The 24,123-nt window shown below is 64.8% G+C and carries 29 protein-coding genes, 1 tRNA gene and 2 pseudogenes; 19 read left to right on the forward strand and 13 right to left on the reverse strand.

Translation table 11 applies throughout. From position 1 onward, the window contains the following. Positions 1-18: 18 nt before the first annotated feature. Positions 19-1,467, forward strand: a complete 1,449-nt coding sequence (locus EKH81_RS05880) for a hypothetical protein (protein ID WP_132057104.1) — start codon at positions 19-21, stop codon at positions 1,465-1,467. A gap of 193 nt (positions 1,468-1,660) precedes the next feature. On the opposite strand, the gene EKH81_RS05885 is transcribed toward EKH81_RS05880, so the two are convergent. Next, positions 1,661-1,734: transfer RNA gene (locus tag EKH81_RS05885), tRNA-Tyr, on the reverse strand. A gap of 183 nt (positions 1,735-1,917) precedes the next feature. Here EKH81_RS05885 and EKH81_RS05890 point away from each other — a divergent pair. The 3 genes from EKH81_RS05890 (at position 1,918) to ftsZ (ending at position 4,093) form a co-directional block, all read left to right on the forward strand. Next, entirely contained in the window at positions 1,918-2,499 is a 582-nt protein-coding gene (locus EKH81_RS05890; RefSeq protein ID WP_132057105.1) for a double zinc ribbon domain-containing protein, read from the forward strand. A gap of 179 nt (positions 2,500-2,678) precedes the next feature. Continuing rightward, the gene (locus EKH81_RS05895; protein WP_132057107.1) at positions 2,679-2,858 is read left to right on the forward strand and encodes a ribbon-helix-helix domain-containing protein; all 180 of its coding nucleotides are present in this window, start codon (positions 2,679-2,681) and stop codon (positions 2,856-2,858) included. 2 nt (positions 2,859-2,860) lie between these two features. Further along, complete coding sequence (gene ftsZ / locus EKH81_RS05900; RefSeq protein ID WP_132057109.1) at positions 2,861-4,093, forward strand: cell division protein FtsZ; 1,233 nt, start codon at positions 2,861-2,863, stop codon at positions 4,091-4,093. Between the two features lie 68 nt (positions 4,094-4,161). Here the strand turns inward: ftsZ and ncsA are convergent, their stop codons facing one another. From ncsA to EKH81_RS19260, 6 genes and pseudogenes are all read right to left on the reverse strand, one after another. Continuing rightward, a complete protein-coding gene (gene ncsA / locus EKH81_RS05905) occupies positions 4,162-5,178 on the reverse strand; it encodes a tRNA 2-thiolation protein NcsA (RefSeq protein WP_132057111.1) in 1,017 nt (338 codons plus the stop codon). Between the two features lie 139 nt (positions 5,179-5,317). Next, complete coding sequence (locus EKH81_RS05910) at positions 5,318-6,337, reverse strand: metal ABC transporter permease (RefSeq protein ID WP_132057113.1); 1,020 nt, start codon at positions 6,335-6,337, stop codon at positions 5,318-5,320. Between the two features lies 1 nt (position 6,338). After that, positions 6,339-7,115: a metal ABC transporter ATP-binding protein gene (locus EKH81_RS05915; protein ID WP_132057115.1), complete on the reverse strand. Its 777-nt coding sequence runs from the start codon at positions 7,113-7,115 to the stop codon at positions 6,339-6,341. A gap of 5 nt (positions 7,116-7,120) precedes the next feature. After that, the gene (locus tag EKH81_RS05920; RefSeq protein WP_132057117.1) at positions 7,121-8,269 is read right to left on the reverse strand and encodes a metal ABC transporter substrate-binding protein; all 1,149 of its coding nucleotides are present in this window, start codon (positions 8,267-8,269) and stop codon (positions 7,121-7,123) included. Positions 8,270-8,359: 90 nt separating this feature from the next. Then, positions 8,360-8,683, reverse strand: a complete 324-nt coding sequence (locus EKH81_RS05925; protein WP_132057119.1) for a HalOD1 output domain-containing protein — start codon at positions 8,681-8,683, stop codon at positions 8,360-8,362. Between the two features lie 209 nt (positions 8,684-8,892). Next, positions 8,893-9,012: pseudogene (locus EKH81_RS19260) on the reverse strand (DsrE/DsrF/DrsH-like family protein); the annotation flags it as partial. Between the two features lie 303 nt (positions 9,013-9,315). Between EKH81_RS19260 and EKH81_RS05930 the strand changes: the two are divergent. From EKH81_RS05930 to EKH81_RS05955, 7 genes and pseudogenes are all read left to right on the forward strand, one after another. Continuing rightward, positions 9,316-10,500, forward strand: coding sequence for an MBL fold metallo-hydrolase (locus EKH81_RS05930; RefSeq protein ID WP_132057121.1), 1,185 nt, complete (start codon positions 9,316-9,318; stop codon positions 10,498-10,500). 39 nt (positions 10,501-10,539) lie between these two features. Next, the gene (locus tag EKH81_RS05935; protein WP_132057123.1) at positions 10,540-11,031 is read left to right on the forward strand and encodes a YeeE/YedE family protein; all 492 of its coding nucleotides are present in this window, start codon (positions 10,540-10,542) and stop codon (positions 11,029-11,031) included. Between the two features lie 47 nt (positions 11,032-11,078). Continuing rightward, complete coding sequence (locus tag EKH81_RS05940; RefSeq protein WP_132057743.1) at positions 11,079-11,513, forward strand: DUF6691 family protein; 435 nt, start codon at positions 11,079-11,081, stop codon at positions 11,511-11,513. A gap of 442 nt (positions 11,514-11,955) precedes the next feature. After that, positions 11,956-12,111 (forward strand): DUF7512 family protein, encoded by a 156-nt coding sequence (locus EKH81_RS19265; protein WP_202935068.1) that lies wholly within the window; start codon positions 11,956-11,958, stop codon positions 12,109-12,111. Further along, positions 12,111-12,742: pseudogene (locus tag EKH81_RS05945) on the forward strand (TSUP family transporter); the annotation flags it as partial. The gene EKH81_RS19265 and the pseudogene EKH81_RS05945, both read left to right, overlap by 1 nt. An 85-nt stretch (positions 12,743-12,827) precedes the next feature. Continuing rightward, the gene (locus EKH81_RS05950; RefSeq protein ID WP_132057125.1) at positions 12,828-13,223 is read left to right on the forward strand and encodes a helix-turn-helix domain-containing protein; all 396 of its coding nucleotides are present in this window, start codon (positions 12,828-12,830) and stop codon (positions 13,221-13,223) included. A gap of 65 nt (positions 13,224-13,288) precedes the next feature. Then, positions 13,289-13,933 carry a DUF7095 family protein gene (locus EKH81_RS05955; RefSeq protein WP_132057127.1) on the forward strand — a complete coding sequence of 215 codons (645 nt, stop codon included), beginning with the start codon at positions 13,289-13,291 and terminating at the stop codon, positions 13,931-13,933. 164 nt (positions 13,934-14,097) lie between these two features. On the opposite strand, the gene EKH81_RS05960 is transcribed toward EKH81_RS05955, so the two are convergent. Further along, positions 14,098-14,868, reverse strand: coding sequence for a class I SAM-dependent methyltransferase (locus tag EKH81_RS05960; RefSeq protein ID WP_132057129.1), 771 nt, complete (start codon positions 14,866-14,868; stop codon positions 14,098-14,100). A gap of 140 nt (positions 14,869-15,008) precedes the next feature. Here EKH81_RS05960 and EKH81_RS05965 point away from each other — a divergent pair, with 140 nt between their 5' ends. The 3 genes from EKH81_RS05965 (at position 15,009) to EKH81_RS05975 (ending at position 16,604) form a co-directional block, all read left to right on the forward strand. After that, entirely contained in the window at positions 15,009-15,512 is a 504-nt protein-coding gene (locus EKH81_RS05965; RefSeq protein ID WP_162224506.1) for a DUF192 domain-containing protein, read from the forward strand. A 66-nt stretch (positions 15,513-15,578) separates the two neighbouring features. After that, the gene (locus tag EKH81_RS05970) at positions 15,579-16,259 is read left to right on the forward strand and encodes an AzlC family ABC transporter permease (protein ID WP_238392132.1); all 681 of its coding nucleotides are present in this window, start codon (positions 15,579-15,581) and stop codon (positions 16,257-16,259) included. Beyond that, entirely contained in the window at positions 16,260-16,604 is a 345-nt protein-coding gene (locus EKH81_RS05975; protein WP_132057133.1) for an AzlD domain-containing protein, read from the forward strand. A gap of 3 nt (positions 16,605-16,607) precedes the next feature. On the opposite strand, the gene EKH81_RS05980 is transcribed toward EKH81_RS05975, so the two are convergent. Beyond that, positions 16,608-16,781, reverse strand: coding sequence for a hypothetical protein (locus tag EKH81_RS05980; protein WP_162224507.1), 174 nt, complete (start codon positions 16,779-16,781; stop codon positions 16,608-16,610). 65 nt (positions 16,782-16,846) lie between these two features. Then, positions 16,847-17,680: a deoxyribonuclease IV gene (locus tag EKH81_RS05985; protein WP_132057135.1), complete on the reverse strand. Its 834-nt coding sequence runs from the start codon at positions 17,678-17,680 to the stop codon at positions 16,847-16,849. An 86-nt stretch (positions 17,681-17,766) separates the two neighbouring features. Here EKH81_RS05985 and EKH81_RS05990 point away from each other — a divergent pair, with 86 nt between their 5' ends. Beyond that, positions 17,767-18,297 carry a redoxin domain-containing protein gene (locus tag EKH81_RS05990; RefSeq protein WP_132057137.1) on the forward strand — a complete coding sequence of 177 codons (531 nt, stop codon included), beginning with the start codon at positions 17,767-17,769 and terminating at the stop codon, positions 18,295-18,297. Positions 18,298-18,481: 184 nt separating this feature from the next. On the opposite strand, the gene EKH81_RS05995 is transcribed toward EKH81_RS05990, so the two are convergent. Further along, complete coding sequence (locus tag EKH81_RS05995) at positions 18,482-19,297, reverse strand: lipoate--protein ligase family protein (RefSeq protein ID WP_132057139.1); 816 nt, start codon at positions 19,295-19,297, stop codon at positions 18,482-18,484. A 310-nt stretch (positions 19,298-19,607) separates the two neighbouring features. On the opposite strand from EKH81_RS05995, the gene EKH81_RS06000 reads away from it, so the two are divergent. The 3 genes from EKH81_RS06000 to EKH81_RS06010 all read left to right on the forward strand — a co-directional run bounded on the left by EKH81_RS06000 (position 19,608) and on the right by EKH81_RS06010 (position 22,083). Continuing rightward, a complete protein-coding gene (locus EKH81_RS06000; RefSeq protein WP_132057141.1) occupies positions 19,608-20,312 on the forward strand; it encodes a TIGR00266 family protein in 705 nt (234 codons plus the stop codon). Positions 20,313-20,394: 82 nt separating this feature from the next. Continuing rightward, the gene (locus EKH81_RS06005; RefSeq protein WP_132057143.1) at positions 20,395-20,865 is read left to right on the forward strand and encodes a YbhB/YbcL family Raf kinase inhibitor-like protein; all 471 of its coding nucleotides are present in this window, start codon (positions 20,395-20,397) and stop codon (positions 20,863-20,865) included. 303 nt (positions 20,866-21,168) lie between these two features. Continuing rightward, positions 21,169-22,083, forward strand: a complete 915-nt coding sequence (locus EKH81_RS06010; protein ID WP_132057145.1) for a serine/threonine-protein kinase RIO2 — start codon at positions 21,169-21,171, stop codon at positions 22,081-22,083. On the opposite strand, the gene EKH81_RS06015 is transcribed toward EKH81_RS06010, so the two are convergent. Then, complete coding sequence (locus EKH81_RS06015; RefSeq protein WP_132057745.1) at positions 22,072-22,218, reverse strand: DUF1328 family protein; 147 nt, start codon at positions 22,216-22,218, stop codon at positions 22,072-22,074. The two genes, EKH81_RS06010 and EKH81_RS06015, sit on opposite strands and share 12 nt — an antisense overlap. A gap of 360 nt (positions 22,219-22,578) precedes the next feature. Between EKH81_RS06015 and EKH81_RS06020 the strand changes: the two genes are divergently transcribed. Next, a complete protein-coding gene (locus tag EKH81_RS06020; RefSeq protein ID WP_132057147.1) occupies positions 22,579-23,169 on the forward strand; it encodes a 50S ribosomal protein L15e in 591 nt (196 codons plus the stop codon). Positions 23,170-23,249: 80 nt separating this feature from the next. On the opposite strand, the gene EKH81_RS06025 is transcribed toward EKH81_RS06020, so the two are convergent. Further along, on the reverse strand, positions 23,250-24,074 hold the full coding sequence (locus EKH81_RS06025) for a hypothetical protein (protein ID WP_132057149.1): 825 nt from the start codon (positions 24,072-24,074) through the stop codon (positions 23,250-23,252). Between the last annotated feature and the right edge of the window lie 49 nt (positions 24,075-24,123).

The raw sequence follows: 24,123 nt of genomic DNA on the forward strand, positions 1-24,123 counted from the left end.
GCACGTGGACTCACTCGAATGCGGCCCACATCGACGCGACGGCGATTTCTCCAAGCGACGGCCGCCGTCTCGCTGGTGGGCGGCGCTCGCGGATCCCCGGGCGTGCGTGAACGAGCGCCCGAGAACGTCCGAGCGCCCCCGATGCGCGCCCGACGCCGCGACGGCTTCGACCCCGCGATTCACGGATTCGGATTTCGAAACTGGTCCACCCGAGAGCCGACTTATCCCGAACACGACCACGAGGAGGTCGCCGAGGAGCAGGTCCGGCGGGTCGTCGGCCAGCGATGGAGCGAACCGGCTCGGACCGCGATGAGCGTGGAGGTGCTCGGCCTCCCGAACGCGCTCCTCGACGCCATCGGAAAGCAGATTTACGTCTCGGTCAATCAGCAGTCGGCGACCAACGGCCACTGCTACGGCATGGTGTTCGCGGCACAGCAGTACTACGAGAACCCCGCGACCCTCCCGTTCGACCGGGCGGTCGCGAGCGAACTTACCCACCCCGAGGAACCGGTCGGCGAGTCGGACGCCGCGCCGGTGAGCAAGGAAATCGACCTCTATCAGCTCACGCAGTTTCTGAACATCCACTCGTGGATCGGCCGCCGGAGCATGGTCCACCCCGAGTGGATACGCTACGAGACTCAAATCGACCGCGTCACGTCGGTACTCGACGAGTTCGGAACCGCGGGAATCACGCTGTTCAACGCGGGGTCGCGCCTGGCCCATCAGGTGCTGGTCTACGACTACCGTCGGGACTCGGACGTGACTCGGTTGCTCGTCTACGACCCGAACTACGCCGCGAGCCGGTACGCCCGAGCGGAGTCGCCCCGAACTGTCGAAATCGACACGAGCGGCGACCGGCCGACCGTCCGACGGTACAACGACACGTACGACGAGTTCGTGTTCAATCGCCGCGACCGCGTGGTGGCGGCCCAGTCCGCGCCGGTCCCCTCCACGCTGGTCGAGCGGAGCGGCGACCGCCTCCGAGATGCAATGTTCTGTCTCGCGCTCTTCCTCGTGGACTCGCCCGACGTGTCGATGACGGTCGTCGGACCGGACGACCGGCCGCTCCGCCGCGACGAGGCGACCTACATGGACCGCGGAGCGGGCGCATACAGCCGAATGCGCTACCGCTACGGCTTCTCGCCCGGCACGTATCGCGTCCGCGTCGTCGGCGACTTGGCGACCGAGTACACCCTCGAAGCCCTCGTCTCCGACCACGAGGCGGCCCGCCTCGACGCCACGGCCTCGCGGTCGATAGACGCCGGGGAGGTCCACCGTTACACCGCGGAGATTCCGGAGACAGGGTCCGGGTCGCTCGACTTCGACTCGGGGTCGCCGCCGTGGGTGACCGGGGTTGCGGGTATGGGTGTCGGTGTGGGCGTGGCGGTCGGCGGGTACCGGTATCTGCGGACGCAGTCGGGTGGGGGGTCGGCGAAGTCCGACGACTCCGTGGAAGACGAATTGTAAAACGAGTACCGTTCTCGACTACGGAACGACTGGGAAAGAAGTCCGCCCTCCCCGATTTGAACGATGTGAGACGTTCCTGCTCGCCTACGGCTGCGCGGGCATGCGACTCACAGGCTCAAATCGGCTCGGAGTATGCTGATACCTCGGCGCAGCTCGGTCGCTTCGCTCCTTCGCGTTGCGCCGAGAGAATCAGTCCGCCCTCCCCGATTTGAACGGGGGGCAAGTCGATCTACAGTCGACTGCTCTACCAGTCTGAGCTAAGGGCGGATGCATTTCGAAGTAGGGCCGCTGTCGGACTTAAGGGTTATTATTCGATTTCCGCTCGCGCGCGAACTGCCCGACTGGAGCGCGATGCAATCCGGCGCGAACGTTCGTGCGGGTGTCACCCGCGTCAGACATCTCGGGAAGATTGAAGTACCGAGGGGTTCGTACTTCGACACGAACAGTCGAATGAGCAAGATTACCTTCCGCGCGGACGACGACCTCATCGAGCGCATTGAGGCGCTCGACGACTCCAAGAGCGAGGTCATGCGCGAGGCGCTCCGGGCGTACCTCGACGGCGAGACCGACCCGAGTTCGGACCGCGACGAGGGGCCGACCGGTGCGTCGAGCGCGACCGACGACAGCCTCGACGCGATTCTGGCCGAGCGCGTGGACGAACTCGTCTCCGACCGGCTCGCCGAGCGGGAGGCCGCGCGTCCGGCCGCTCGTGCGGGCGGCGCGCAGGACGTGAACGTAAACGTCACGCTCGAAACCGACGCGCCCGTCCGGGCACACGACGCGGAGGCTGACTCTCGGGGCGTGTCGGACGCGGGCCGCTCGGCGGGTCGCTCGCGACCCGCCGAGTCCTCACACGACTGCGGCCAGTGCGGCGAGTCGCTGTCCGACGACCACGTGTACTGCCCGAACTGCGGGGAGAAGGCCGCACGGCGGGTGTTCTGCGAGTGCGGCGACGAAGTGCGCTCGGACTGGTCGTTCTGTCCGGGATGCGGCCGACGGACGCCCGCCGCGGACGTTCTCGACCGGTCGTAAGACACTTCGGTGCTAACGGCCGTTAACTATTTAACTTCTGACTATGTGGGTTTGTCTACGTAAGACGGCCGTCTTACACACCGGTTGAAACCGGGTAAACGCGGTGTTTACCCGGTTATACGTGTAAGACAGGTGCGCGGCGTCCGTGCGCCGTCTTACCACAAAGGGGAATATGAACTATGGAGCGTGTGACACTCCGAATACCAAAGCAGCAGATCGAGGAGGTCGAACAGATGGTCGAGACGGGGGAGTTCCCGAATCGTAGCGAGGCGATTCGGGCCGCCGTTCGAGACATGTTGAACGAACAAGAGGAAACGACCGACCAGACGACTGGGAAACGGTCGTGGGCGAAGGTGTAATCATGCAGGATATCGTGCAGGAGGCCCTAACGAACGCTGAAGAAGAGAGCCGAGAGATGGACGCGTCCACCGACGGCGACGAGTTCGGCGACCCCCGAATCGTCATCGTCGGCTGTGGTGGCGCGGGCAACAACACCGTCAATCGGTTGTACAACATTGGCGTCGAAGGTGCCGACACCGTCGCCATCAACACCGACAAACAGCACCTCAAGATGATTGAGGCCGACACGAAGATTCTGGTCGGCAAGAGCCTGACCAACGGTCTCGGTGCGGGCGGCGACCCCTCGATGGGTGAGCGCGCGACCGAGATGGCCCAGGGTACCATCAAGGAGGTACTCGGCGAGGCAGACCTCGTGTTCGTCACAGCAGGCATGGGCGGCGGCACGGGCACGGGTGCGGCCCCCGTGGTCTCGAAAATCGCCAAAGAACAGGGTGCTATCGTCGTCGGGATGGTCTCGACGCCGTTCAACGTCGAGCGCGCGCGGACGGTCAAGGCCGAGGAAGGACTGGAGAAGCTTCGCAACGAAGCCGACTCCATCATCGTCCTCGACAACAACCGTCTGCTCGACTACGTGCCGAACCTCCCGATTGGCAAGGCGTTCTCGGTGATGGACCAGATTATCGCCGAGACGGTGAAGGGCATCAGCGAGACCATCACCCAGCCGAGCCTCATCAACCTCGACTACGCCGACATGACTTCTATCATGAATCAGGGCGGCGTCGCGGTGATGTTGGTCGGCGAGACCCAAGATAAGAACAAGACCGAGGAGGTCGTCCGGGACGCGATGAACCACCCGCTTCTCGACGTGGACTACCGCGGCGCGTCGGGCGGACTCGTCCACATCACGGGCGGCCCGGACCTCACGCTCAAAGAGGCCGAGTCCATCGCCTCGAACATCACCGAGCGACTCGAAGCCAGCGCGAACGTCATCTGGGGCGCGCGCATCCAGAACAACTACAAGGGCAAGGTGCGGGTCATGGCCATCATGACCGGCGTCCAGAGCGCACAGGTGCTCGGTCCGAGCACCCAACAGCAGGCCAACGAGTCCCGCTCGCAGATGTCCGAAATCGACGACAGTTCGTTCGACTCCAGCCAGCGCATCGAGGGCGGGAGTAGCCTCGGCGGCACTGGCGGGTCCGCAAGCGGCGGGTCCAGCGGCAGTTCGTGGGGCGCACAGAGCGACGGCGGGCAGGACGAAGTCGAGACGAACAACGGTCTCGACGTCATCCGCTGAGGGATTCGGAGCCTTCGTCCGACACCGCGTCGGGGTGTTTTTGATTCGTTTCGCTCCGAGCGACCGCGCTACGCTGCGTGAATCGAATCGAGCAGCGAACACTTCCGACAGAGGTCTCGCGTGGTCGAAGACCCGCACCGTTCGCACTCGCTCAGTTCGACTCTCCCCTCTTCGCGCGCGCCGAACTCTTTTGCGGCCAGCGCGGCCAGTTCCTCGTATCCGGCCATAATCGAGTGGCGTGTTCCGGGATGGTTCTCCTCCAATTTGTAGAGAAGCGACTGAATCTCGCCACGGTAGGCTTCGCTGGAGTGGGGGCACTCGGTGATGTGCGCCGGGAGGTCTTCGAGGTGGGCGTACAGCGCGACCTCCTTTTCGGGCACGTCGCGGAGGGGTTTGGCCCGCGGGATGAAGTGGTCGCCCTCCTCACGCGTGGGCGCGCCGTCCGCGCTCGCGGACGGCGCGCCCCCTTCGCGCTCGTCGAACCCGCCGAGGCTCGCGTCGAAATGCTTGGCGATTTGCGCGATGTCGCCCTCTAAGAAGTTCATCATCGCGGTCTGGGCTTCGTCGTCGAGATTGTGCCCGGTCAGGAGTTTGTCCGCGCCGAGTTTCTCGGCGTATCGGCTCAACACGTCCCGGCGGAACACCCCGCAGTACGCGCAGGCCGCCATGTTCTCGGGGTCGGACTCGACCACGTCGTCCATCCGGACGCCGAACTCCTCCTCGTAGGAGACGAGTTCGTGGCGGATGCCGAGATTCTCGGAGAGCTCTTCGCACGCCGCCACGCTCTCGTCGCGGTAGCCCTCGATGCCCTCGTGGACGGTCAGCGCGACCAGTTCGATGCGGGGGTCCTTCTCGAAGGTCCGATAGAGAATGTCGGTGAGGACGACGCTGTCCTTGCCTCCCGAGAGGCCGACGACCCACGTCTCGGGGTTCTCGGGCGTGGCGTCGTCCGGCACGAGGTTGTCCTCCCGGACCCGCCTGCGGACTCGCTTTTCGACCGAGGAGACGAAGTGGTCCTCACAGAGGTGCAACCCCGAGTAGGCGGCGTGCATGACCGCCTCGCGGCCGCATTTGTCGCAGTCCATCGCCAGAGAGTTTCGGTTCCGGGCGTTTGACGGTTTCGCCTCGGGACTCGTAAATTGATTATCGCGATATAGAATCTCCGGAAACGCGGCTTCGGAATCGCAGATTCCGAAGCCCGACAGCTACCGAACGGCCTCGAATCTACGTTTCTCGCTCGTCCCCGCCGTCGGCCTCCACGACGCGTTCCGAACGGTCGCCGCGGCGACCGTTCGGAACCACTCGCTTTCGAACGTCCGAAACGACGCCGCCCGCCAGCGTCATCGCGTACACACCGATTGCGGCCAGCACGATGGACCCGCCAGCGGCCACCCCGTAGTGGTACGAAATCGTCACGCCGACGATGCCCGCGAACTCCGCGGCCAGAACTGCGAGCAGGAGCGACTGCTTGAACGTCCGGGCGGTCCGGGCGGCCGCAGCGACCGGAACGACGAGCATCGCGGCGACGAGGATGACGCCCATGATTTGCATCGCGCTCACGACCACGACCGCGGTCAACACGACCATCAGCCGATTGTAGCGCGCCACGTCGATGCTCGCCGCGCGGGCCGCCGTCTCGTCGAACGTGACGTAGAGCAGGGGGCGGTACGTCGCCGCGACGAGCGCGGTGACGAGGAGGGTAATCGCCAGCAGGAGACCCACGCTCGATTTCGACACCGTGGCGAGACTCCCGAACAGGTAGGCGTCGATGCCGACCGAGATGCCGCCGTCGGTCGCGGTGATGAGCACGCTCCCGACCGCGAATCCGCCGGTCAGCACGATGGCGAGCGAGGTGTCCGAGTGCGCCTCGGTGTACTCGACCAGCAGTTCCACGAGGAGGGCCGTCACCACCGCGACCACGAGCGCGGTCGCGAGCGGATTCACCGACAGCGAGAACGCGGAGTTGACGAACAGGCCGACCGCGACCCCGGCGAACGCGGTGTGCGCGAGCGTGTCGCCTATCATCGACAGTTCGCGGTGGACGAGGAACGTGCCGACCAGCGGACCGACGATTCCGATGCAGACGACCGCGAGGTACGCCCGCTGCATGTACGGGTAGCCGAACACGCGAACGCCGGACACCTCGGCGAGCAGGTCCATCACCGTGCCGTAGGCGTCGGTCAGAAACCACTCGAAGAAGCCGGTGAGGAGCGCGACGTTCGTGAGAGTGCTGAGTTCGAGCATGTCAGTGGTCGTGGTGAAGGATGCGTTGATTCGTTCCGTACGCCTCCGCGAGCGCGCCCGCGTCGGCGAACGTTTCGGGGTCGCCGTGGTAGTAGAGCTCGCGATTCAGACACGCGATTTCCGACGCGCGTGCGGTCACGACGCCGATATCGTGTTCCACGAGAATCACGGTCAGGCCGTCCGAATTGAGGTCGGCGAGCAGGTCGTAGAACGCCTCGCGGGACTCGGCGTCCACCCCGACGGTGGGTTCGTCGAGCGCGAGCAGGTCGGCCTCGGCCGCGAGCGCCCGTGCGATGAACACCCGCTGGCGCTGACCGCCCGAGAGCCGACCCACCCGTCGGTCCGCGAGGTCGGCGATGTCCACGCGGTCGAGCGCGTCGGCGACCGCGCGCCGGTCTGACTCGGTGAATCGACCGACGAGGCGGTGGGGATACCGACCCATTCGAACCGCTTCCTTGACAGTCACGGGCATGCTCCGCACCGCGCCCGCGACGTTCTGGGCGACGTAGCCCACTCGCTCGCCGTCGTCGAACGACGCCGAGGACTCGCCGAACAGGCGGACCTCGCCCGAGTCGGGGCGGCGGAGACCGAGGACGAGTTCGAGCAGCGTGGACTTGCCCGACCCGTTCGGGCCGACCACGCCGAGGAACGCGCCGGACTCGACTTCGAGCGACACGTCTTGGAGGACCGGCTGGCCGCCGTAGCCGAACGTGACGTTCTCGACGCTAACGACGGGGTCCGATGCGTTTCGGTCGTCGTGGTCGTCAGTGGCGGACACGGCTCTCACTCCGCCCCGAGCGCGGTCTTCAGCGTCGGGAGATTGATTTCCTGCATGACCTCGACGTAGCCCCACCCTTCGTCGGTCCACTCGTCGATTCGGCCGGGAATCGAAGTCATCGGAAGCACCTCGGTCGCGTCGGTCTCCTCGACGAGCTGGTTCGCGGCCGACTGGGACTCCAACGGGTCGGCGACCACGTACTCGATGCCGTGCTCTTCGATGATGTGCTGGGCGTCTTCGATGTCTCGGGGCGTGGGCTGGTCGTCGGGCGAGACGCCAGTCAGCGCCTCGACTTCGAAGCCGTACCGGTCGGCGAGGTAGCCGAAGGCGTCGTGGCCCGCGACGAGGACCACGTCCTTCGACGCGCCATCGAGCGCCGATTCGAACTCCTCGTGGAGGTCGTCGAGTCGCGATTCGTACGCCGCGGCGTTGTCGGCGTAGGCGTCGGCGTTGTCGGGGTCGATGTCGGCGAACCCCTTCCGGATGTTCTCGACAGCCTGCGCGGCCCGCATCGGGTCGAGCCAGAAATGAGGGTCTTTTCCGGCGTGGTCATCGTGGTCCTCGCCGTCCTCGTCGTGTTCGTGGTCGTCTTCGTCTTCGTCTTCGTCGTGGTGTTCGTCGTCGTGGCTTTCGGTTTCGTTTTCGTCGTGATGTTCGTCGTCGTGGCTTTCGGTTTCGTCTTCGTCGTGGTGTTCGTCGTCGTGATTGCCTTCTTCGTCGTGGTCGTCTTCGCCTCCGTGGTCGTGTCCGTCGTCGAGCAGGTCCACGCCTGCTCCGGCCGTGACGACTGCGGTTTCGGCGTCGTCCTCGCGGAGGTTCGTCACGATGTCGTCGGCCCACGGCTGGAATCCCTCGAACACGTGGACGAACAGGTCGGATTCGAGCACGTCGCCCTGAATCTTCGGTCCCGGTTCCCACCCGTGACCGTGCTGGCCGACCGGAACGAGCGTCTCGGCGGTCGCGGCGTCGCCCGCGACCGCGGACGCGAAGTCGCCGAACACGAAGAACGACGCCTGCGCGGTCGCGTCCCCGTCTTCGGAGTCGCCGCCGCCAGCGACGCTGGAGACTGACTCTCCGACGCACCCCGCGAGCGAACCGGCGGCGAGCGCGCTTGCGACCGTCCCGAGTACTCGTCGTCGCGTGTGTTGCACCATATATTGATAAGATTAGAGCACTAGATAATAAGAGCTGTGATTCGGAACATGTTTATTATTAATTTGGGGCGGTCGGAGGACTGCGGGTCGCTACGAAGTGACCGAGTCGAGACGCTCGGCGATGCACACGTATCCGTCGGCGCGGACGGTCACGAGATACGTCGAGTCGGGAATGGAAAACCGAACGAAGGCGTCTCGGTCGCTGTCGGTGTGTCCGGACCTGCGAAACAGCGCGTCGAGCGCATCGGTGTCGATGGACTCGTACAGCGGCGGCAGTTCGGCGGGGTCCACCGCGTCACAGTCCGCGAGCGCTCGGGCGACCGTCACCACCACCGAATCGCTCGCCTCCCAGTCGTGTCTCGCGGTGTGAATCGAGTCGAGTCCCTCAGAGGATTGGGTCCTGTCGGAGTCCATACGTCAAAAAGGGATTGTGTGCGGGTGAGCGTGGGGGTTGATTGTTCTCGGTGTTTATATACCTCGGTCGGCGAAACTGTCGGGGTGGCGTCAGCTCGGCCTATCTTACGGGTCTCGGACTCGACCGGTCCCGTACTGGAATTGATTGCTGTAGTCAAATCGGCACAAAACTACCGTCGCGCCGCACCGAATCGGGGACGAGCGAAAACTCAGACGAGAAGCTGAATGTCGGCGTCGGCCATGTGTTCGAGCGCGGTGGCCGCGCCCACGCCGGTCCGCACGCCGTCGTAGAAATCGTCTCCGTAGTCCATCAGTTCGAGGGTCATCTCACGTCGCGCGTCTCGGTGACTTCGTATTCCGTGCTCATGTTGTATTCTATCTGCGCGAGATATTGGGCTTGTAGCACAATACCTTTTGCGACCACAAAAACCGTCGGTTTGTGGAACTCGTACTCGATTGCCCGGTGTGTGTCACGAGCGCGCTACGCAAACACCGATAGAATGGCCGATATAGGCCAAAAATCGAGGTTATTCATATCTCCGTATGCCACTCGCCCGGAGTAGTATTGCACAATTTTTGAATTACTATGCAAAGTTTTATGGCCGACCGTCCGGTAGACGCGACCGACAACAATGAACGAAGACGCGTTTCCCACGACCGATGTGGACGTGGAATCCATCGGACCCGAGTCGCTGAAAGACCGAATCGACGACGGAGAGCCTGTCACCATCCTCGACGTTCGGGCGTCGGGGGAGTTCGAGGAGTGGCACGTGGACGGCGACTCGGTCGAAATCGTCAACGTCCCGTACTTCGAACTGCTCGACGGCGTCAGCGACGACCTCGACCGAATCCCCGAGGGCGACCCCCTCGTCGTGGTGTGTGCCAAAGGGGGGTCGAGCGAGTACATCGCGGGCATGCTGGTCGAGGCGGGTCGCGACGCGGTCAGTCTCGCCGAGGGCATGAACGGGTGGGCGTCCATCTACGAGTACACCGAACTCGACCACGGCGGCGACGCGCTCGTCGCCCAGTACCAGCGCCCGTCGAGCGGTTGTCTGGGCTACCTCGTGGTGTCGGGCGACGAGGCCGCGGTCGTGGACCCGCTTCGGACGTTCGCAAACACGTACCGACAGGACGCCAAGGCGCTCGGTGCGGACCTGAAGTACGCCATCGACACCCACATTCACGCCGACCACGTCTCGGGCGTGCGAACGCTCGCCGACGCGGGCGTGGAGGGAGTCGTTCCGGCGACCTCGGTCGAACGCGGCGTCACCTACGCGGACGAAGTAACTGTCGCGGACGACGGCGACGTGTTCGAAGTCGGCGAGGCGACAATCGAGGCGGTGTACACCCCCGGCCACACCTCGGGGATGACCTCCTACCTCGTTGACGATGCGGTTCTCCTGACCGGCGACGGTCTCTTTATCGAGTCCGTCGCCCGCCCGGACCTCGAAGAGGGCGACGACGGCGCGCCCGACGCGGCCCGACAGCTCTATGAGTCGCTTCAGGAGCGCGTCCTCGCGCTCGACGACGACACTCTTGTCGGCGGTGCGCACTTCAGCGACGCGGCCACGCCCGCCGAAGACGGCACCTACACCGCGACTATCGGTGACCTCACCGGTGAGATGGACGCGCTCACGATGGACGAAGCCGAGTTCGTGGACCTCGTCCTCTCGGACATGCCGCCTCGCCCAGCCAACTACGAGGACATCATCGCGACCAACCTCGGCCAGCGCGACACCGACGACGAGGAGGCGTTCGAACTCGAACTCGGTCCGAACAACTGCGCGGCGAGTCAGGACGCGCTGACCAGTGACTGAACCGAAACCGAGTCGTCTCCCGAAACACCTCCAACGAGCATGGAACTGATACCCCTCGTGACCGCGGCCGAACTGTTCCCGAACGGCGTCGAGCGATACGCAGTCGGCGGACTCCTCATCGGTCTCGGCGTCGCGGTCATCTACCTCGGAACGGGCATCATCGCGGGCGCGAGCACGTTTCTCGAATCGACGTGGTCGTACGCCTCGAACCTCCCTCGGTTCAATCGGCCGAAGTACCTCGGTTCGCGCGACTGGCGAATCGTGTTCACGGTCGGCATCGTCCTCGGGGCTGGCGTCTACGCGCTCGCCTTTCAGGGCGGCGCGTGGACGACCGATGTCCAGTGGTGGCGGCTGTTCGGCGGGGGCGTCCTCGTCGGTATCGGCACCCGACTCGGCAAGGGGTGTACCTCAGGTCACGGCGTCTGCGGCGTCGGGTCGGTCTCTCAGACCTCGCTCGTCAACGTCGCGACGTTCATGGCGGTCGCCATCGGGACCGCTCAGCTGGTCCAGGCCGCGGGGGTGTCGCCGTGAGCGCCGCGAGCGACCGCGGAGACGCCGACGGGCGACACCCGCTGTTCATGCCGGTGATACTTCTCGGCGGGCTGATATTCGGATTCGGTCTCGGCTACAGCCACATGGCGCGCCCGGAGGTCGTCCTCGACTTCCTCCAGTTTGACGACCTCGGGCTCGTCTTCGTGATGGGCGGGGCCGCGGTGGTCAGCGCGTTCACCTTCGCGCTCGGGACGCGAGTCCTCGACCGCGCGCCGCTGACCGGCAAGCCCTACACCCGCCGACTCAAGTCGCTCGACCGGAACGTCCTCGTCGGCGGCGGGATATTCGGCGTCGGGTGGGGCGTCTCGGGCATCTGTCCGGGCGCGGCCTACGCCAGCCTCGGCGTCGGGAACGTCCCGATTCTGTGGGCCATTGCCGGAATGTTCGTCGGCGCGTACGTCCAAGCGTTCTGGCGCGCCAGAACCGCCGAGACGAGCGTCGCACCCACCGCGAGCGACTAATCGAACGACTCCGCTCTCCAACGCGCTGGTCGAGCCAACAGCACTGCTGACGCTTCTCATCGCCGGATTTGCGAGGCTGTTCATGGTGTGGGTCGTCGGCGTGGGGTCGTCGGGCGCGAACGGGTTCGCGCCCGCGGCGGATACGGCGTCCTCGCGCTCCAACTGGCCTTGTGAGTGTTCGGGCTTGGTCTCCTGGGCAATCTTGAAAGAAGCTTCCAATACCGGCCGAGAAGGATACGACGAAGCTATCGGTATCGGTGAGTACCTTGTCGAAACCCGCGAAGAGATGGCGTATTCGTATACATCACACAGGAGTTCGACGAATGTAATAGTGCGTGAGGCTCCCAAAAACCGATACTGGCACTAGACGGGTAGACGAAATCAGACAGAATAGTATGATTCGAACATAACTGGCTCGCGGCCCTAACAGACGTGAACGCGCATGGTAGCGGCCGAAGGACCGCTCACGGTCGATTTCGAAGCGATGCGACTCGTCGGACTCGTGGTGGTGGAGGTCGCAGTTCTCTATCTGAGATACGGCGCGTTAGAACGCGCGGTCGGCCCGGCGGTAAAACAGTCGGTGGTCGGTGAGAACTGATGTTCGAACTGTTCGGTATGAGTGCGGCGTTGCTCGGCCTGTTCGTGGTCTTCGGACTCATGATAGGCGTGCTATTCGGGACCTCGGTCATCGCGACGCTCAAACACCGCGACCTCGAGCAAGTCGATTACAAACTCGGCGTCGCGATGATACTCGGGACCACTGCGGGACTCGAAATCGGAAAGCAAGCCGTCGTCGGTCTCCAAGCCGACGGCTCCGCCGACGCCATCATCAGCGTTACCTACGTGGTCCTGTTGGGCGGTATCGGCGCGTTCTTCACCTGCCAATCGCTCAAGGCGACGGTGGCGGCGGCGTCGAACACGACGCTACCGCGCACGCCGACACGAACGACATTCCCGACATCGCGAAGAAGATTCAGTCGTACCGGATTCCCCCGATGTTGACCCTGCGCGGCGGCGTGTAGGTGTCGCTCTGGGTGATACTGGACGTCGCGTTCGCGACCGGCCTGCTGTCGGGGTTCCTCGGCGCCGGCGGGGGGTTGATTCGAATGCCCGCGCTGTTCTACCTCATCGGCGTCCCCGTGCCGGTCGCGGTCGGAACCGACCTGTTCAAAATCGTGTTCTCCGACGGCATCGGGAACTACCTCTACGCGTCGGCGTCGGCCAGCGACTGAGCCGACGCCACCCGCGGAGCAGTGTTGTGCAATGCATGCAAAACATTTTACGTGCGTGGTTCTTAGCCGCGGGCAGATACAGATGGCAGATTCGATGGCCGAATATCTCCAGAAGGACATGGAGTGCGAGGGGTTGTTGGAGTGCATCCACGGCCTGAAGGAACTCGACCGCGAGTGTTTCCACGTGCTGGTCGAGAGCGAAGCACCGCTGACCATCGACGAGGTCGCCGACCGCGTCGACCGCGAGCGCTCGACCGCGTATCGCTCCATCCAGCGACTCCTCCAGACGGGGTTCGTCCAGAAGGAGCAGGTCAACTACGAACAGGGCGGCTACTACCACGTCTACCGGCCGACCGACCCCGACGAGGTCGCCGACGACATGCAGCGGATGCTCAACGACTGGTACGCCAAAATGGGCCAGTTGCTCAGTGAGTTCCGCGAGAAGTACGACCAACAGGCCGTGCCCGCGGAGAACTGAGGCCTCGATTCGAGACTTCAGTCCGAACGTCACCGTTTTGCCCCGCGGCGACGAACTCGTGACCGATGAACCGAGACGAGGCCATCGAGCGCGTCGAGGAGATTCTCGCCAGCGTGGAAGGAGACACCATGCCCGTTCCCGTCCGAGAGCTGTGGGTGTACGGCGACGCCGCGCTGGGTCTCGACCCCATCGACCGCCTCGACGTGTACGTCACCAAAGACATCCTGCTCGGTGGCGATGCCGACCGCGAGGCCGAATTCCGGAAGTCCCACGGTGTCGAGGGCGTCGGCAAGACGGTGCGCGCCGAGTGGGCCGACGAGTATCCCGACCTGATTCGGGCCAACGACAGCGGTCACGCCGCACCGGAGAAGTGTCTGGCCGCCCACCTCCTACCCGAAGGCGAACCGATTCACCTCGAAGTGTGTAATTCGAGCTTCGAGGACAACGTGACCCAACGGCTCCGCGGCGCGATGGCTCGCGAAGCCTACGAGCAGATTCTCGACCCGCGCGGGGTGTGTCTCTGGGCCGAGGGCCAGCGGAGCGACGAGGCGCTCCGAAAGCTCCGCGAAGGCGAACTCGTCTTCCCGACGCTCCCCGACGCGCTGGAGATGTTGGGGATGGACGAAGGCGATACCGAGGAGGCCGCAGAGGCGGTCGAGTCCTACCGGAAGCGCCAGGAAGGGGCAACCGTCCGCGGCGACGTGGTGTAGAAGCGACTCGCTGACGGGCGTCGATGGCGTGGCGAACAGGCCGTGCATTGGTCGTTCGCGCGAGGGCGCACGGCGCACCCGCCTCGACCCTCGCGCGGCGAGTCTCAGGTCACGGGGGGTCTGGTCGCGCTTTCGTATGTAAAATCTCGGGCGCGAATCAGTTTTCACACCGACCCGACGGTCACGTAGAACGGAACGACCTCGGCCCGGCGGTACTCGCCGTCTCGCATCTGCTCGACGACCGACCGGCCCATCTCGCGCCAGTCGGTTCGGAGGTCGTCGTACTCTTCGGTCGAGAGGTCACCACGGAGTAGCGTCTCGCGGTCGTCGGCCAGTCCCTCACCGCTCGCCTTTCGGCGGGCCGATTGGAGGTCGCGCTCGGCGTAGGGCGGTTCGATGCGTCGGATGTGGTAGTGTCGCCGGGTGGTGATTCCGGAGAGACCTGCTTCCTCGAACGCTTCCCGGACGCCCTCGCCGCCGAGGGTCACGTCGGTCTCGACGCCGTCGAGGTACGCCCGGCGCGCGCGCGCCGCGAGGCCGGTTTCGGTCTCGACGGTGGATTCGACCGAGACCGCGGCGTTGTCGGGTTCGACCGCGGCCACGAGGTCCGACGAGACGCGACCGAACTCCCGAACCGCGGCGGCGGGGTCGGGGAGATTGATGAGCAGGGCCTGACACACCACGAGGTCGAAGGCGTCGTCGCGGAAGGGGAGTCGGAGCGCGTCACCTGCCACCACGGGGAGGGCGCGGTCGGCGTCGCACCCGACCACCTCGCCGGGCGATTCCTCGGCGAGGACGCGGGCGAGTTCGCCCGTGCCGCATCCCACGTCGAGGACGCGTTCGCGACCTCCGAGTTCGAGGTCGGCGAGCGCCTCGCGGTCGTCCCACATTCCTCGGCGCGTGTCCCGGAGGTAGTCGGCGGAGAACTGTCGCACGGTTGTCGGCCGACCTACGAACCGGGGGTGGAAAAGTGGGGCGATTCAAAGCCCGGACTTCTGCGGTCGTTCGCGGTGGCTCGAATCGCTCGCGGAGTTCTGACGACAGAGATTAGGCGGTGCTCCCGCGAGAGGTAGCTGTGAACCGAACGGAATTCGCGCGGTACGCCCTCAGAGTCGCAGGCGTGGTCGTGGTCGCGGCAGTAGTCCTATTTCACACCGGACTCCTCCCGGTCGGCGGGGAGGTCGCTCCCGACCGCGAGATTCGCGTCACCGACTGCGAGGGCACCGAGAAGGGTCACCTCGAAGTCGGAGTCGCGGAGACGTTCACCGAGCGATACGTCGGTCTGAGTCGCACCGGGTCGCTCGCTCCCGACGAGGGCCTCGTGCTAGCGTACGACGAAGCCGGGTCGAAGGGCATCGCGATGCGAAACATGAACTTCGCGCTCGACGTGGTGTTCGTCTCCAGCGACGGCGAAATCACGAAAATCGAGACGCTCGACGCGCCCGAATCGGCGATTTCGTACTACCTGACGTACGACTCGACCTCCGGACCCGGCCGGTTCGTGGTCGAGACGAACGCCGGATGGGCCGAAGCGAACGGCGTCTCTCCCGGCGATTGCGTTCGCGGGCTTCCGGCGTAGCGCGACGCCTCTGTACTTCGCCGCGAAGCCAAGGTTGATACCCCGCCGACCGCCTACGATTTCGTAGTGTCGTCTCCACGTGCGGACTTTCTATCTGGCGTTCGAGTCGCCGCGCCGATTCTGCTCGGCGTCGCCCCGTTCGGCATGGTCGCGGGCGTCGCCGCGGTCGGCGCGGGCATCCCTCCAATCGAGGCGCTCGCCATGTCGGTCGTCATCTTCGCCGGAGCCTCGCAGCTCGCGGCGGCCGAACTCATCGGTCGGAACGCGCCCGCGGTCGTAGTCGTGTTCACGGTGTTCGTCATCAATCTCCGGATGGTGATGTACAGCGCGTCTATCGCACCGTACTTCGCGCGCCAGTCCGCCAAGTGGAAGGGCTTCCTGTCGTACCTCCTGACCGACCAGGCCTACGCGGTTTCGCTCCTCAAGTTCGAACGCAACGGGGACGTGTCCCGCCGGTGGTACTACCTCGGCATCGCGGTCCCGCTCTGGGTGGTCTGGCAAATTGCCACCGTCGCCGGAATCGCGCTCGGGTCGGGCGTTCCCGACGGTTGGCACCTCGACTTCGCGGTCCCGCTCGTCTTCCTCGCGGTCCTCATCCCGGCAGTCACCGACCGCGCGACCGTGGCGGCCGCGGTCGTCGGCGGAACGGTCGCAATCGTCGCCAACGGTCTCCCGTACAATCTCGGACTGATAACCGCGGCCGTCGTCGGCATCGCCACCGGCCTGCTGGTGGAGGAGGTGGCGTAGATGCCGGGAACCGACTACGGACCGGTCACGCTCTGGGCCATCATCGTCGTGGCGGGCGTCGCGACCTACGCGCTCAGGCTCTCGTTCATCGCGCTGTTCGGCCGTCTCGACGACGTTCCCGAGGGCGTCGAGCGCGCGCTCCGGTTCGTCCCCGCGGCAGTCCTCGCGGCGTTGGTCGCGCCGGACTTAGTCTACGTCGAGGGGTCGATGTCGCTCCCACCCGCGAACCCGCGCCTGCTCGCGGCCGCGGTCGCGGCCGCGGTCGCGTGGCGCACCGAGGACATCGCGGCCACGCTCGCCGCCGGGATGGTCGCGCTCTGGGCGCTGTTCTTCGTGATTCCGTAAGCGTCACCGATTTCGGAGCGTCAATATTGCGAGCGCGACTGCGCCGACCGCGAGCGCGAACGTCACCGCGCTGTCTGCGTTCCCGCCGAACCGCCAGCCGAAGACGGTGTAGCCCGCGAAGCCGACGACGAACGCGAGCAGGCCGATTGCTTGGAGGACTCTGGACTGTGCGCGCATACCGTCTCTTCTCGCGATATCCGTAAAATAGCTGGGACGCTCGGTTCTCGTCGCTGCCGGGACGCTCAGTTTCCGTTTCGGAGTTCTTTCACGCGCTCGATGTTCCACGCGAAGCCCCGGCCGTCCTCGTGGGGCGTTTCGAGGACGAGGGGTACGTCTTCGAGGTCGGGGTGATTGACGAAGGCGGACATTCCTTCATCACCGATGTACCCTTCGCCGATGTGGGCGTGTTCGTCCTTGTTGGTGCCACACTCGTGTTTCGAGTCGTTGAGGTGGACGCACTGGAGGTGTTCGAGACCGACCACGTCGTCGAACTCCGCGACGGCCTCCTCGACCGCCTCCTCGCTGGAGAGGTCGTAGCCCGCCGCGAAGGCGTGGGCGGTGTCAAGACACACGTCTAAGTCCTGCTCGGAGCGGTCGAGGACCGCGGCGAGATGTTCGAAGTCGCCGCCGAGTTTGGTTCCCGACCCGGCGTCGCTCTCGACGAGGACGGTCACGCCGTCGGGGATATCGAGTTCGTCGAGCGCGCTCGCGGCGTTGTCGAGGCCGTTCTCGACGCCCGCGCCGGTGTGTGCGCCGAGGTGGACGTTGACGTAGGGAACGTCGAGCTTGGCGGCCGCATCGACCTCCTTTTGCATACTGTCGATGGACTTCTCGCGGAGACCGTCCTTGGGGGTACAGAGGTTCACGAGGTACGACGAGTGGATGACCCACGGACCGACGCCGTTCTCGGTCGAGAGCGACCGGAACTGCTCGGCCTCGTCGTCGCCGATGTTCGGGTCCTGCCACACCTGGGGCGAGTGGGTGAAAATTTGGCCGCAGTTGCCGCCGTCCTCGACCTGGCTCTCGACGGCGTTGTACACGCCGCCAGCGATGGATTCGTGCGCTCCGACTTTCATGTGTGCGGGCAGGCATTCGGGGGCTATAGTGGCTTCGAAGGTGTCTCGGAGCGAATTTTTAAGACGGTCGGGTGATACCCCCCGCTATGGGCGACTCTCGCGGTATCGAGGTTGGCGAGACGGCGCCGGACGTGGGTGCGCCGCTGGTCCACCCCGACGGCGAGGTGACCGAGACGAAGCTCTCGGAACTGTTCGAGGAGACGCCGGTGTTGCTCTCGTTCTACACCAACGACTTCACTCCCGACTGCATCGAGGAGTGGTGTTCGTTTCGAGACTACGATTGGTTCGCCAGCGGCGACCAGGTCCAAGTCGTCGGCGTCAGTCGGTCGCGGGCGTACACGCACAGGAAATTCATCGACTACCTCGATTTAGGGTTCCCCCTCTACGCCGACCGCGACCTCGACATCTCCGACGCCTTCGGCGTGACTTACCGGGTGTTCAAGGTCGCGGCCCGGTCGCGCCGGTCGTGTTTCCTCCTCGATTCGGACGGCAGGGTTCGGTACAAGTGGGTGGGCGAACACCCGCTCGACCCAACTCGCGACACCCCGCCGGTCAGCGAGATTCACGAGGCCATCACCGACGAGTTCGGTGAGGAACACGAGACGTTCGGGTTGTAATGGATAACTGTCTTACTGTCCGGTAGAATCGTGGTTCTCGAACACAGATGTCCGATGCTTCTGACCGTGAGCCGAGCGCCCATCGGTCCCACAAAGCTCCGAAATCCGTTCGTAAACTCCTCGAACGACTCGGATTCAAGCCGCCTCGGGACTCACCGGACCGCTCTCGTAACGAGTAGTCGCCTCACTCCGTCGGGTCCTCGCGGTCCCGAACCCACGACTCGCTCGCGAACTTCGTCTCCGCTCGGTCGCGGGCGCGTTCGAGTTCGTCGTCGGTCCACGACCCCTCCTCGGCGTCGGCCCACTCGCGGAGGGCTTCCTCGACGGCTTCGACGGCCTTCTCACGGCTCACCCCCGCTTGCTCTCGCATCGTCGTCACGCGCTCGCGGAACTCCGCTGGCGTGGTGTCGGGGGCCGAGAAGGTCCCGAGATGCCGGTCGGCGTTCAGGTCGAACTTCAGCGACCCGTGCTGAATGATAGCGTCCTTCCGGCGGTACTGGGCGTTCCCGCTGATTTTCCGCGCCTCGTCGCCAGCGACCACGTCGTGGGCGGGGTGGAGTTCCCGCAGGTAACACGCTGGCTGGTGGATAGCGGGAAGTTTCTCGCCGGTGAATCGGGCATCGATACCGAGTCGCTCGAAGGCGTCGAAGATGGGTTCGCAGAGCAGTTCGTAGGTGTCCATCAGGTCGCCCGGCAGTTCGTTGGCGGGCGCGACGATGGAGTAGGAGATGTCGGCGTATCGGTCGTGGTAGATGCCGCCGCCACCGGTCGGCCGCCGGGTGACGGAGATTCCCTCGCGGTCGCAGAACTCCCACGCGACCGTTTCGGGGTCCTGACGGTAGCCGAGCGAGAGCGTGCTCGGGTCCCACTGGTACACTCGCACGGTTCGCGGACCGCCGTCGGCCGCGGTTTCGGCGGCGATTTCGTCGAGCGCCATGTTCAGGGGACCGTCCCACGACTCCTCGCGGATAAGCCGCCACTCGCGGTCGGACAGCGCCATACCGGGGGTTCGCGCGAGGAGGACTTGTGGATTGCGAATGGCTGTCTCCGAATCCGACGCCCCGAAATCGAGCGCAAGCATTAAGTGTTTTAGGCGTGCCTAAACAACCATGAATCCGAAGCGACTCGGAGACAAGCGCGCCAAGCGAACTCGGACGTGGGCGTACGTGTGCGCCAGCCTGTTCGGTCGGAACCGGACGAACGAACCCTCGAACGACGACGCGTAGCGACGAACGCGCCCGATTTTCCCGAAAGTATTACGCCGGTAGTGAGACAAGCGAACGTCGGACGAGACGCCGTCCTGAACCACCATGGAATTCGAACTCACTCACAGACCCTCGTACGCCCACCTCGTGGTCGAACTCACCGCCGGAGAAACTATCATGGCCGAACCCGGAGCGATGGTTAGCCATACGCCGTCGATAGCAATCGAGACGACTTCGAGCCGTGACGGCATCCTGAGTTCCGCCAAGTCGATGCTCGGCGGCGAGTCGATGTTCGCCAACGAATTTACCGCCGAGAGCGAACTCGGAACGGTGACGCTCTCGCCGCCAACGCCCGGGGACATCACCCACTTCGAACTCGACGGCGACACCCTGTACGCAGTCGACGGCGCGTATCTCGCCTCGGACCCGGAAATCGACATCGACTCGGAGTTCGGCGGACTCAAGTCGATGCTGGCGGGCGCGAGCATCACGCCGCTCGCGCTCAAGGGAACCGGGAACGTCTTCGTCGAAGCGTTCGGCGGCATCGAAACCGTCGACCTCGACCACGGGGAGTCGTACGTCGTAGACAACGAACACGTCGTCGCGTGGGAGGGGTCGGTCGAGTTCGACGCTCGGCGGGTCGGCGGGCTGAAATCCACGCTCCTCAGTGGCGAGGGCCTCGTCATGGAGTTCACCGGACCCGGACGGGTGTGGTACCAGACTCGCGGTATCGACACCTTCGCCGACGCCATCGCGAGAGCGATACCCGGAAACGGCGACGACGGGTCGGCGGACGCAGACCTGTTCTGAACGCCGCGACTGTTCCGGACTTCGAAATTGACAGCCACCACGGCTATCACTTCTCGCGCCGTCTCCCCGACGAGGGAGTCCCATGTCCGAACTCTCCTTCCGAACCTCGGCGTTCACTCACGGCGAGTCGATTCCCGAGGCGTACACCTGCGAAGGCGACGACCGCTCGCCCGAACTCACCGTCGGCGACGTGCCCGACGACGCGGCGGCGCTCGCGGTGGTCGTAGACGACCCCGACGCGCCCGGTGGGACGTTCACCCACTGGCTCCTCTGGAACGTGCCGCCAGACACCGTCGAAATCTCGGAGGACGTACCCCAATCGGAGGCGGTTCCGGACCTCGACGGCGCGAGACAGGGCGAAAACGACTTCGGCGAACTCGGGTACCGCGGGCCGTGTCCACCGGAGGGCGACACTCACGAGTACCGATTCACGCTGTACGTGCTCGACGAGGAACTGGGTGTCGAGGCGGGGGCGCTCCGACCGGAAGTACAGGGCGCGCTCGACGCGACGACTCGCGACTCGACGCAGTTCACCGGAACCTTCGGTCGGTGACACACCGGTCCCTCGAAACGGCTCGTTGAAGCCCGACGGCCGAACCGCCGTTCTGTTCCTGCACCCCGAAAACGACGATTTCGAAGGGCTACGCCTTTCTCAGATTGGTGGAGAGAGTCGGGCGGTTCTCCCGCCAAACCGAATTTGCTATCGCGTTATTTCATTTATACGTCGGGCGGGTGGTGACTCGAAACGCGACGCACACAGCGAGACGACCGCGGTTCGGGACGATTCGGGTCCGCTTTCGCAAGAACCGACGCCGACGCGCGGGGCTTTTACCCGCCGGGCGTCTACTCGCGGGTAATGGTCCAGAACGTCGCGGGCATGCTCGCGGAGTTAGAGCCCGAGGACTTCCACCTGCTGTCGGGCATCGAGCAGGGGATGCGGTTTTCGGAGTGGGTCGCCCGCGAGAAGATTCCGGAGTTCTCGCGGCTCACGCCCGAGAACGTCGCGTATCGGCTCGACAGGTGTCTCGCCCGCGACCTCGTCCAGCGCAAGACGATTCAGTACGAGGGCTACCAGCTCAAATTCGAGGGGTACGACGCGCTCGCGCTCCACACCTTCGCCGAGCGCGAGTCCGTCGAGGGGTTCGGCGCGCCGCTCGGCGTCGGCAAGGAGAGCGACGTGTACGAGGTCCAGTCCTACAAGCCGCTCGCGCTCAAGTACCACCGCGAGGGGTTCACCAACTTCCGCGAAGTGATGAAAGAGCGCGATTACACCTCCGACCGCGAACACGTCTCGTGGCTCTACACCGCGCGGAAGGCGGCCGAGCGCGAGTACGGCGCGCTCGAAGCGCTCTATCCCGACGTATCGGTCCCTCGGCCAATCGACCACAACCGCCACGCCATCGTGATGGAGAAGATAGACGGCGTCGAGCTATCGCGAACGAGGTTGGAGGACGAGCAGGTGGTTCCGGTCCTCGACCTGATTCTCTCAGAGATGGCGACGGCCTACGACGAGGGGTTCGTCCACGCCGACATGAGCGAGTACAACGTCTTCGTCAGTAGCGAGGGCATCACCATCTTCGACTGGCCCCAAGCCACGCCGACCGACCACGAGAACGCCGCGGAGTTCCTCGAACGCGACGTGCGGAACGTGGCTCGATACTTCCACCGGAAGTACCCGCGACTCGTCGGCGACGTGGATGCCGCGGCGCTCGCGGCCGACATCGCGGACGGCGCGTTCGAGACCGTCCGCGAGTACGTCTTAGAGGACTAACGAGAGTACCGCCAAGACGAGGAACGCGATGACCAGCCACTTGGCGATGTCCATCGACAGCCCCGCGACACCGCCAGCCCCGAGTGCGCCCGCGATGATTGCGAGGACGAAGAACGCGATGGCGAGTTCGAGAATCGCCATGCTATCGGCCTCCGTTTCGTCGTCGATGTCGGTCGACCCTGTGCTGACAATGCGCTTGAGTGTGCGTCATACCTTTCGATAGGTGGAATACGTCCTTAGTTATCAGCTAGCTATATTTCGGAAACGGCCTGTTGGTCGATGGGAGCGTAGAAAACGGTTGCAACCGAAGACGAAGCCCTTAAAGCCGAACAACGAGAAATCTGGGTAACTCGCTGGCGGACGGGCACCAGCGGGCACCTGTCGGCCGCGTGCGCGCAGAACTGCGCGCACGCTGCCGACGGGACGGAATGTGGCCCGCGCAGTGCGTTCGCGCACCGCGCGGGCTGAACCACACAACGCCCGTGGTGATACACCATGGCAAAGAGCTTCTATTCGCACATCAAGGACGCGTGGAAGGACCCCGGCGACGGCGACCTCGCCGAACTCCAGTGGCAACGAAAGCAAGAGTGGCGCAAGCAAGGCGCTATCGAGCGCATCGAGCGCCCGACCCGCCTCGACAAGGCTCGCGAACTCGGCTACAAGGCCAAGCAGGGCGTCGTCGTAGCGCGAGCCAGCGTTCGCAAGGGGTCGGCCCGCAAGCAGCGCTTCAAGGCTGGCCGCCGGTCGAAGCGCACCGGCGTCAACCGAATCTACCGACGCAAGAACCTCCAGCGCATCGCCGAGGAGCGCACCAGCCGGAAGTACCGGAACCTCCGCGTGCTCAACTCCTACTGGGTCGGCGAGGACGGGAGCCAGAAGTGGTTCGAAGTGATTCTGCTCGACCCCGAGCACCCGGCCATCCAGAACGACGACGACCTCGGCTGGATTGCCGAACCCCAGCACAACGGTCGTGCGTTCCGCGGACTGACCAGCGCCGGACAGGACAACCGCGGTCTCCAGCAGAAGGGCAAGGGCACCGAGCACAACCGCCCGAGCAACAACAGCGGTCAGGGTCGCGCGAAGTAGACTGGCGGCCGTTTCGAGCGCATCTTTTTACGAAATGACGGTCCGATAGCCGCGGCCGAACGTCGCTTTCGGACCTTCGCTCACAGGGCAGTCAGCGCGACGGCCCCACCCACGAGTATCAGTCCGACTCCGAACAGCGCTCGTTTGAGCGCTTCGGCGCGGAGTCGTTCGCTTTTCTCTTCGAGACGTCCGACGACGACCCGTAGCGGCGTCTCGTCGGTCCCTCGGAGAGCGTATCCGTCGGCCGTCTCGACCAGTTCTCCCCGGACCAGCAGTTCGTCGCCGTCGCGTATCACCGTCGCCTGATACCGGTCCGGAGTCATGGTTTTCCGTCCGGCACTCACGGTGAACTCCCAATCAGACAGCATTCCGTCGTCGCCCGTCACGCCCAATCGTTCGAGGAGTCTGTTCAACGGGTCGAGTTCTCCGAGCGGAACGCTCTTTTCGGGGTCGCCGAGATACAGATTCGGCGAATCGAAGGGGTCGTCGGTTTCGTCTCCGGTCTCGGCGTCGGTGAGCCACTCGCCGTCCACTTCGACGTGTTCCCAATCCTGCTCGACCGTGAAGTCGCCGACCGATAGCCCGCTTTCGACGGTCTTCCAACGGGTCCCACTTCGGTCACCGCCCGTGTTTACTTTGCGCCGGACCCGCCACGCCCAGAGTGCCGCCGGGTCGTCGGTCTCGTCGGCCGGTTCGGGCGGGGGTCGCTCCGGAACCGCGGGGTCCGTAACCGAAACCGGGCCGCGGAGGGTCGTCTCCTCACCGGGTGCGTCTATTCCCTCGGAATCGGTCATGATGTCGGTAATCGTCTTGTACCTGCCGTACGGCTTGCGCGCACCGACCACGGTTCCGATTCCGAACAGGGCGACCAGACCTGCGATGACGAGCGGGTCAACCTCGACCATGCTCGGCAGTTCGTTCCCAGTTAATATAAATCTGAACCGCCAGTACAGC

It is taken from the genome of Halorussus amylolyticus, from assembly GCF_004143485.2.
Taxonomy (GTDB): Archaea; Halobacteriota; Halobacteria; order Halobacteriales; family Haladaptataceae; genus Halorussus; species Halorussus amylolyticus.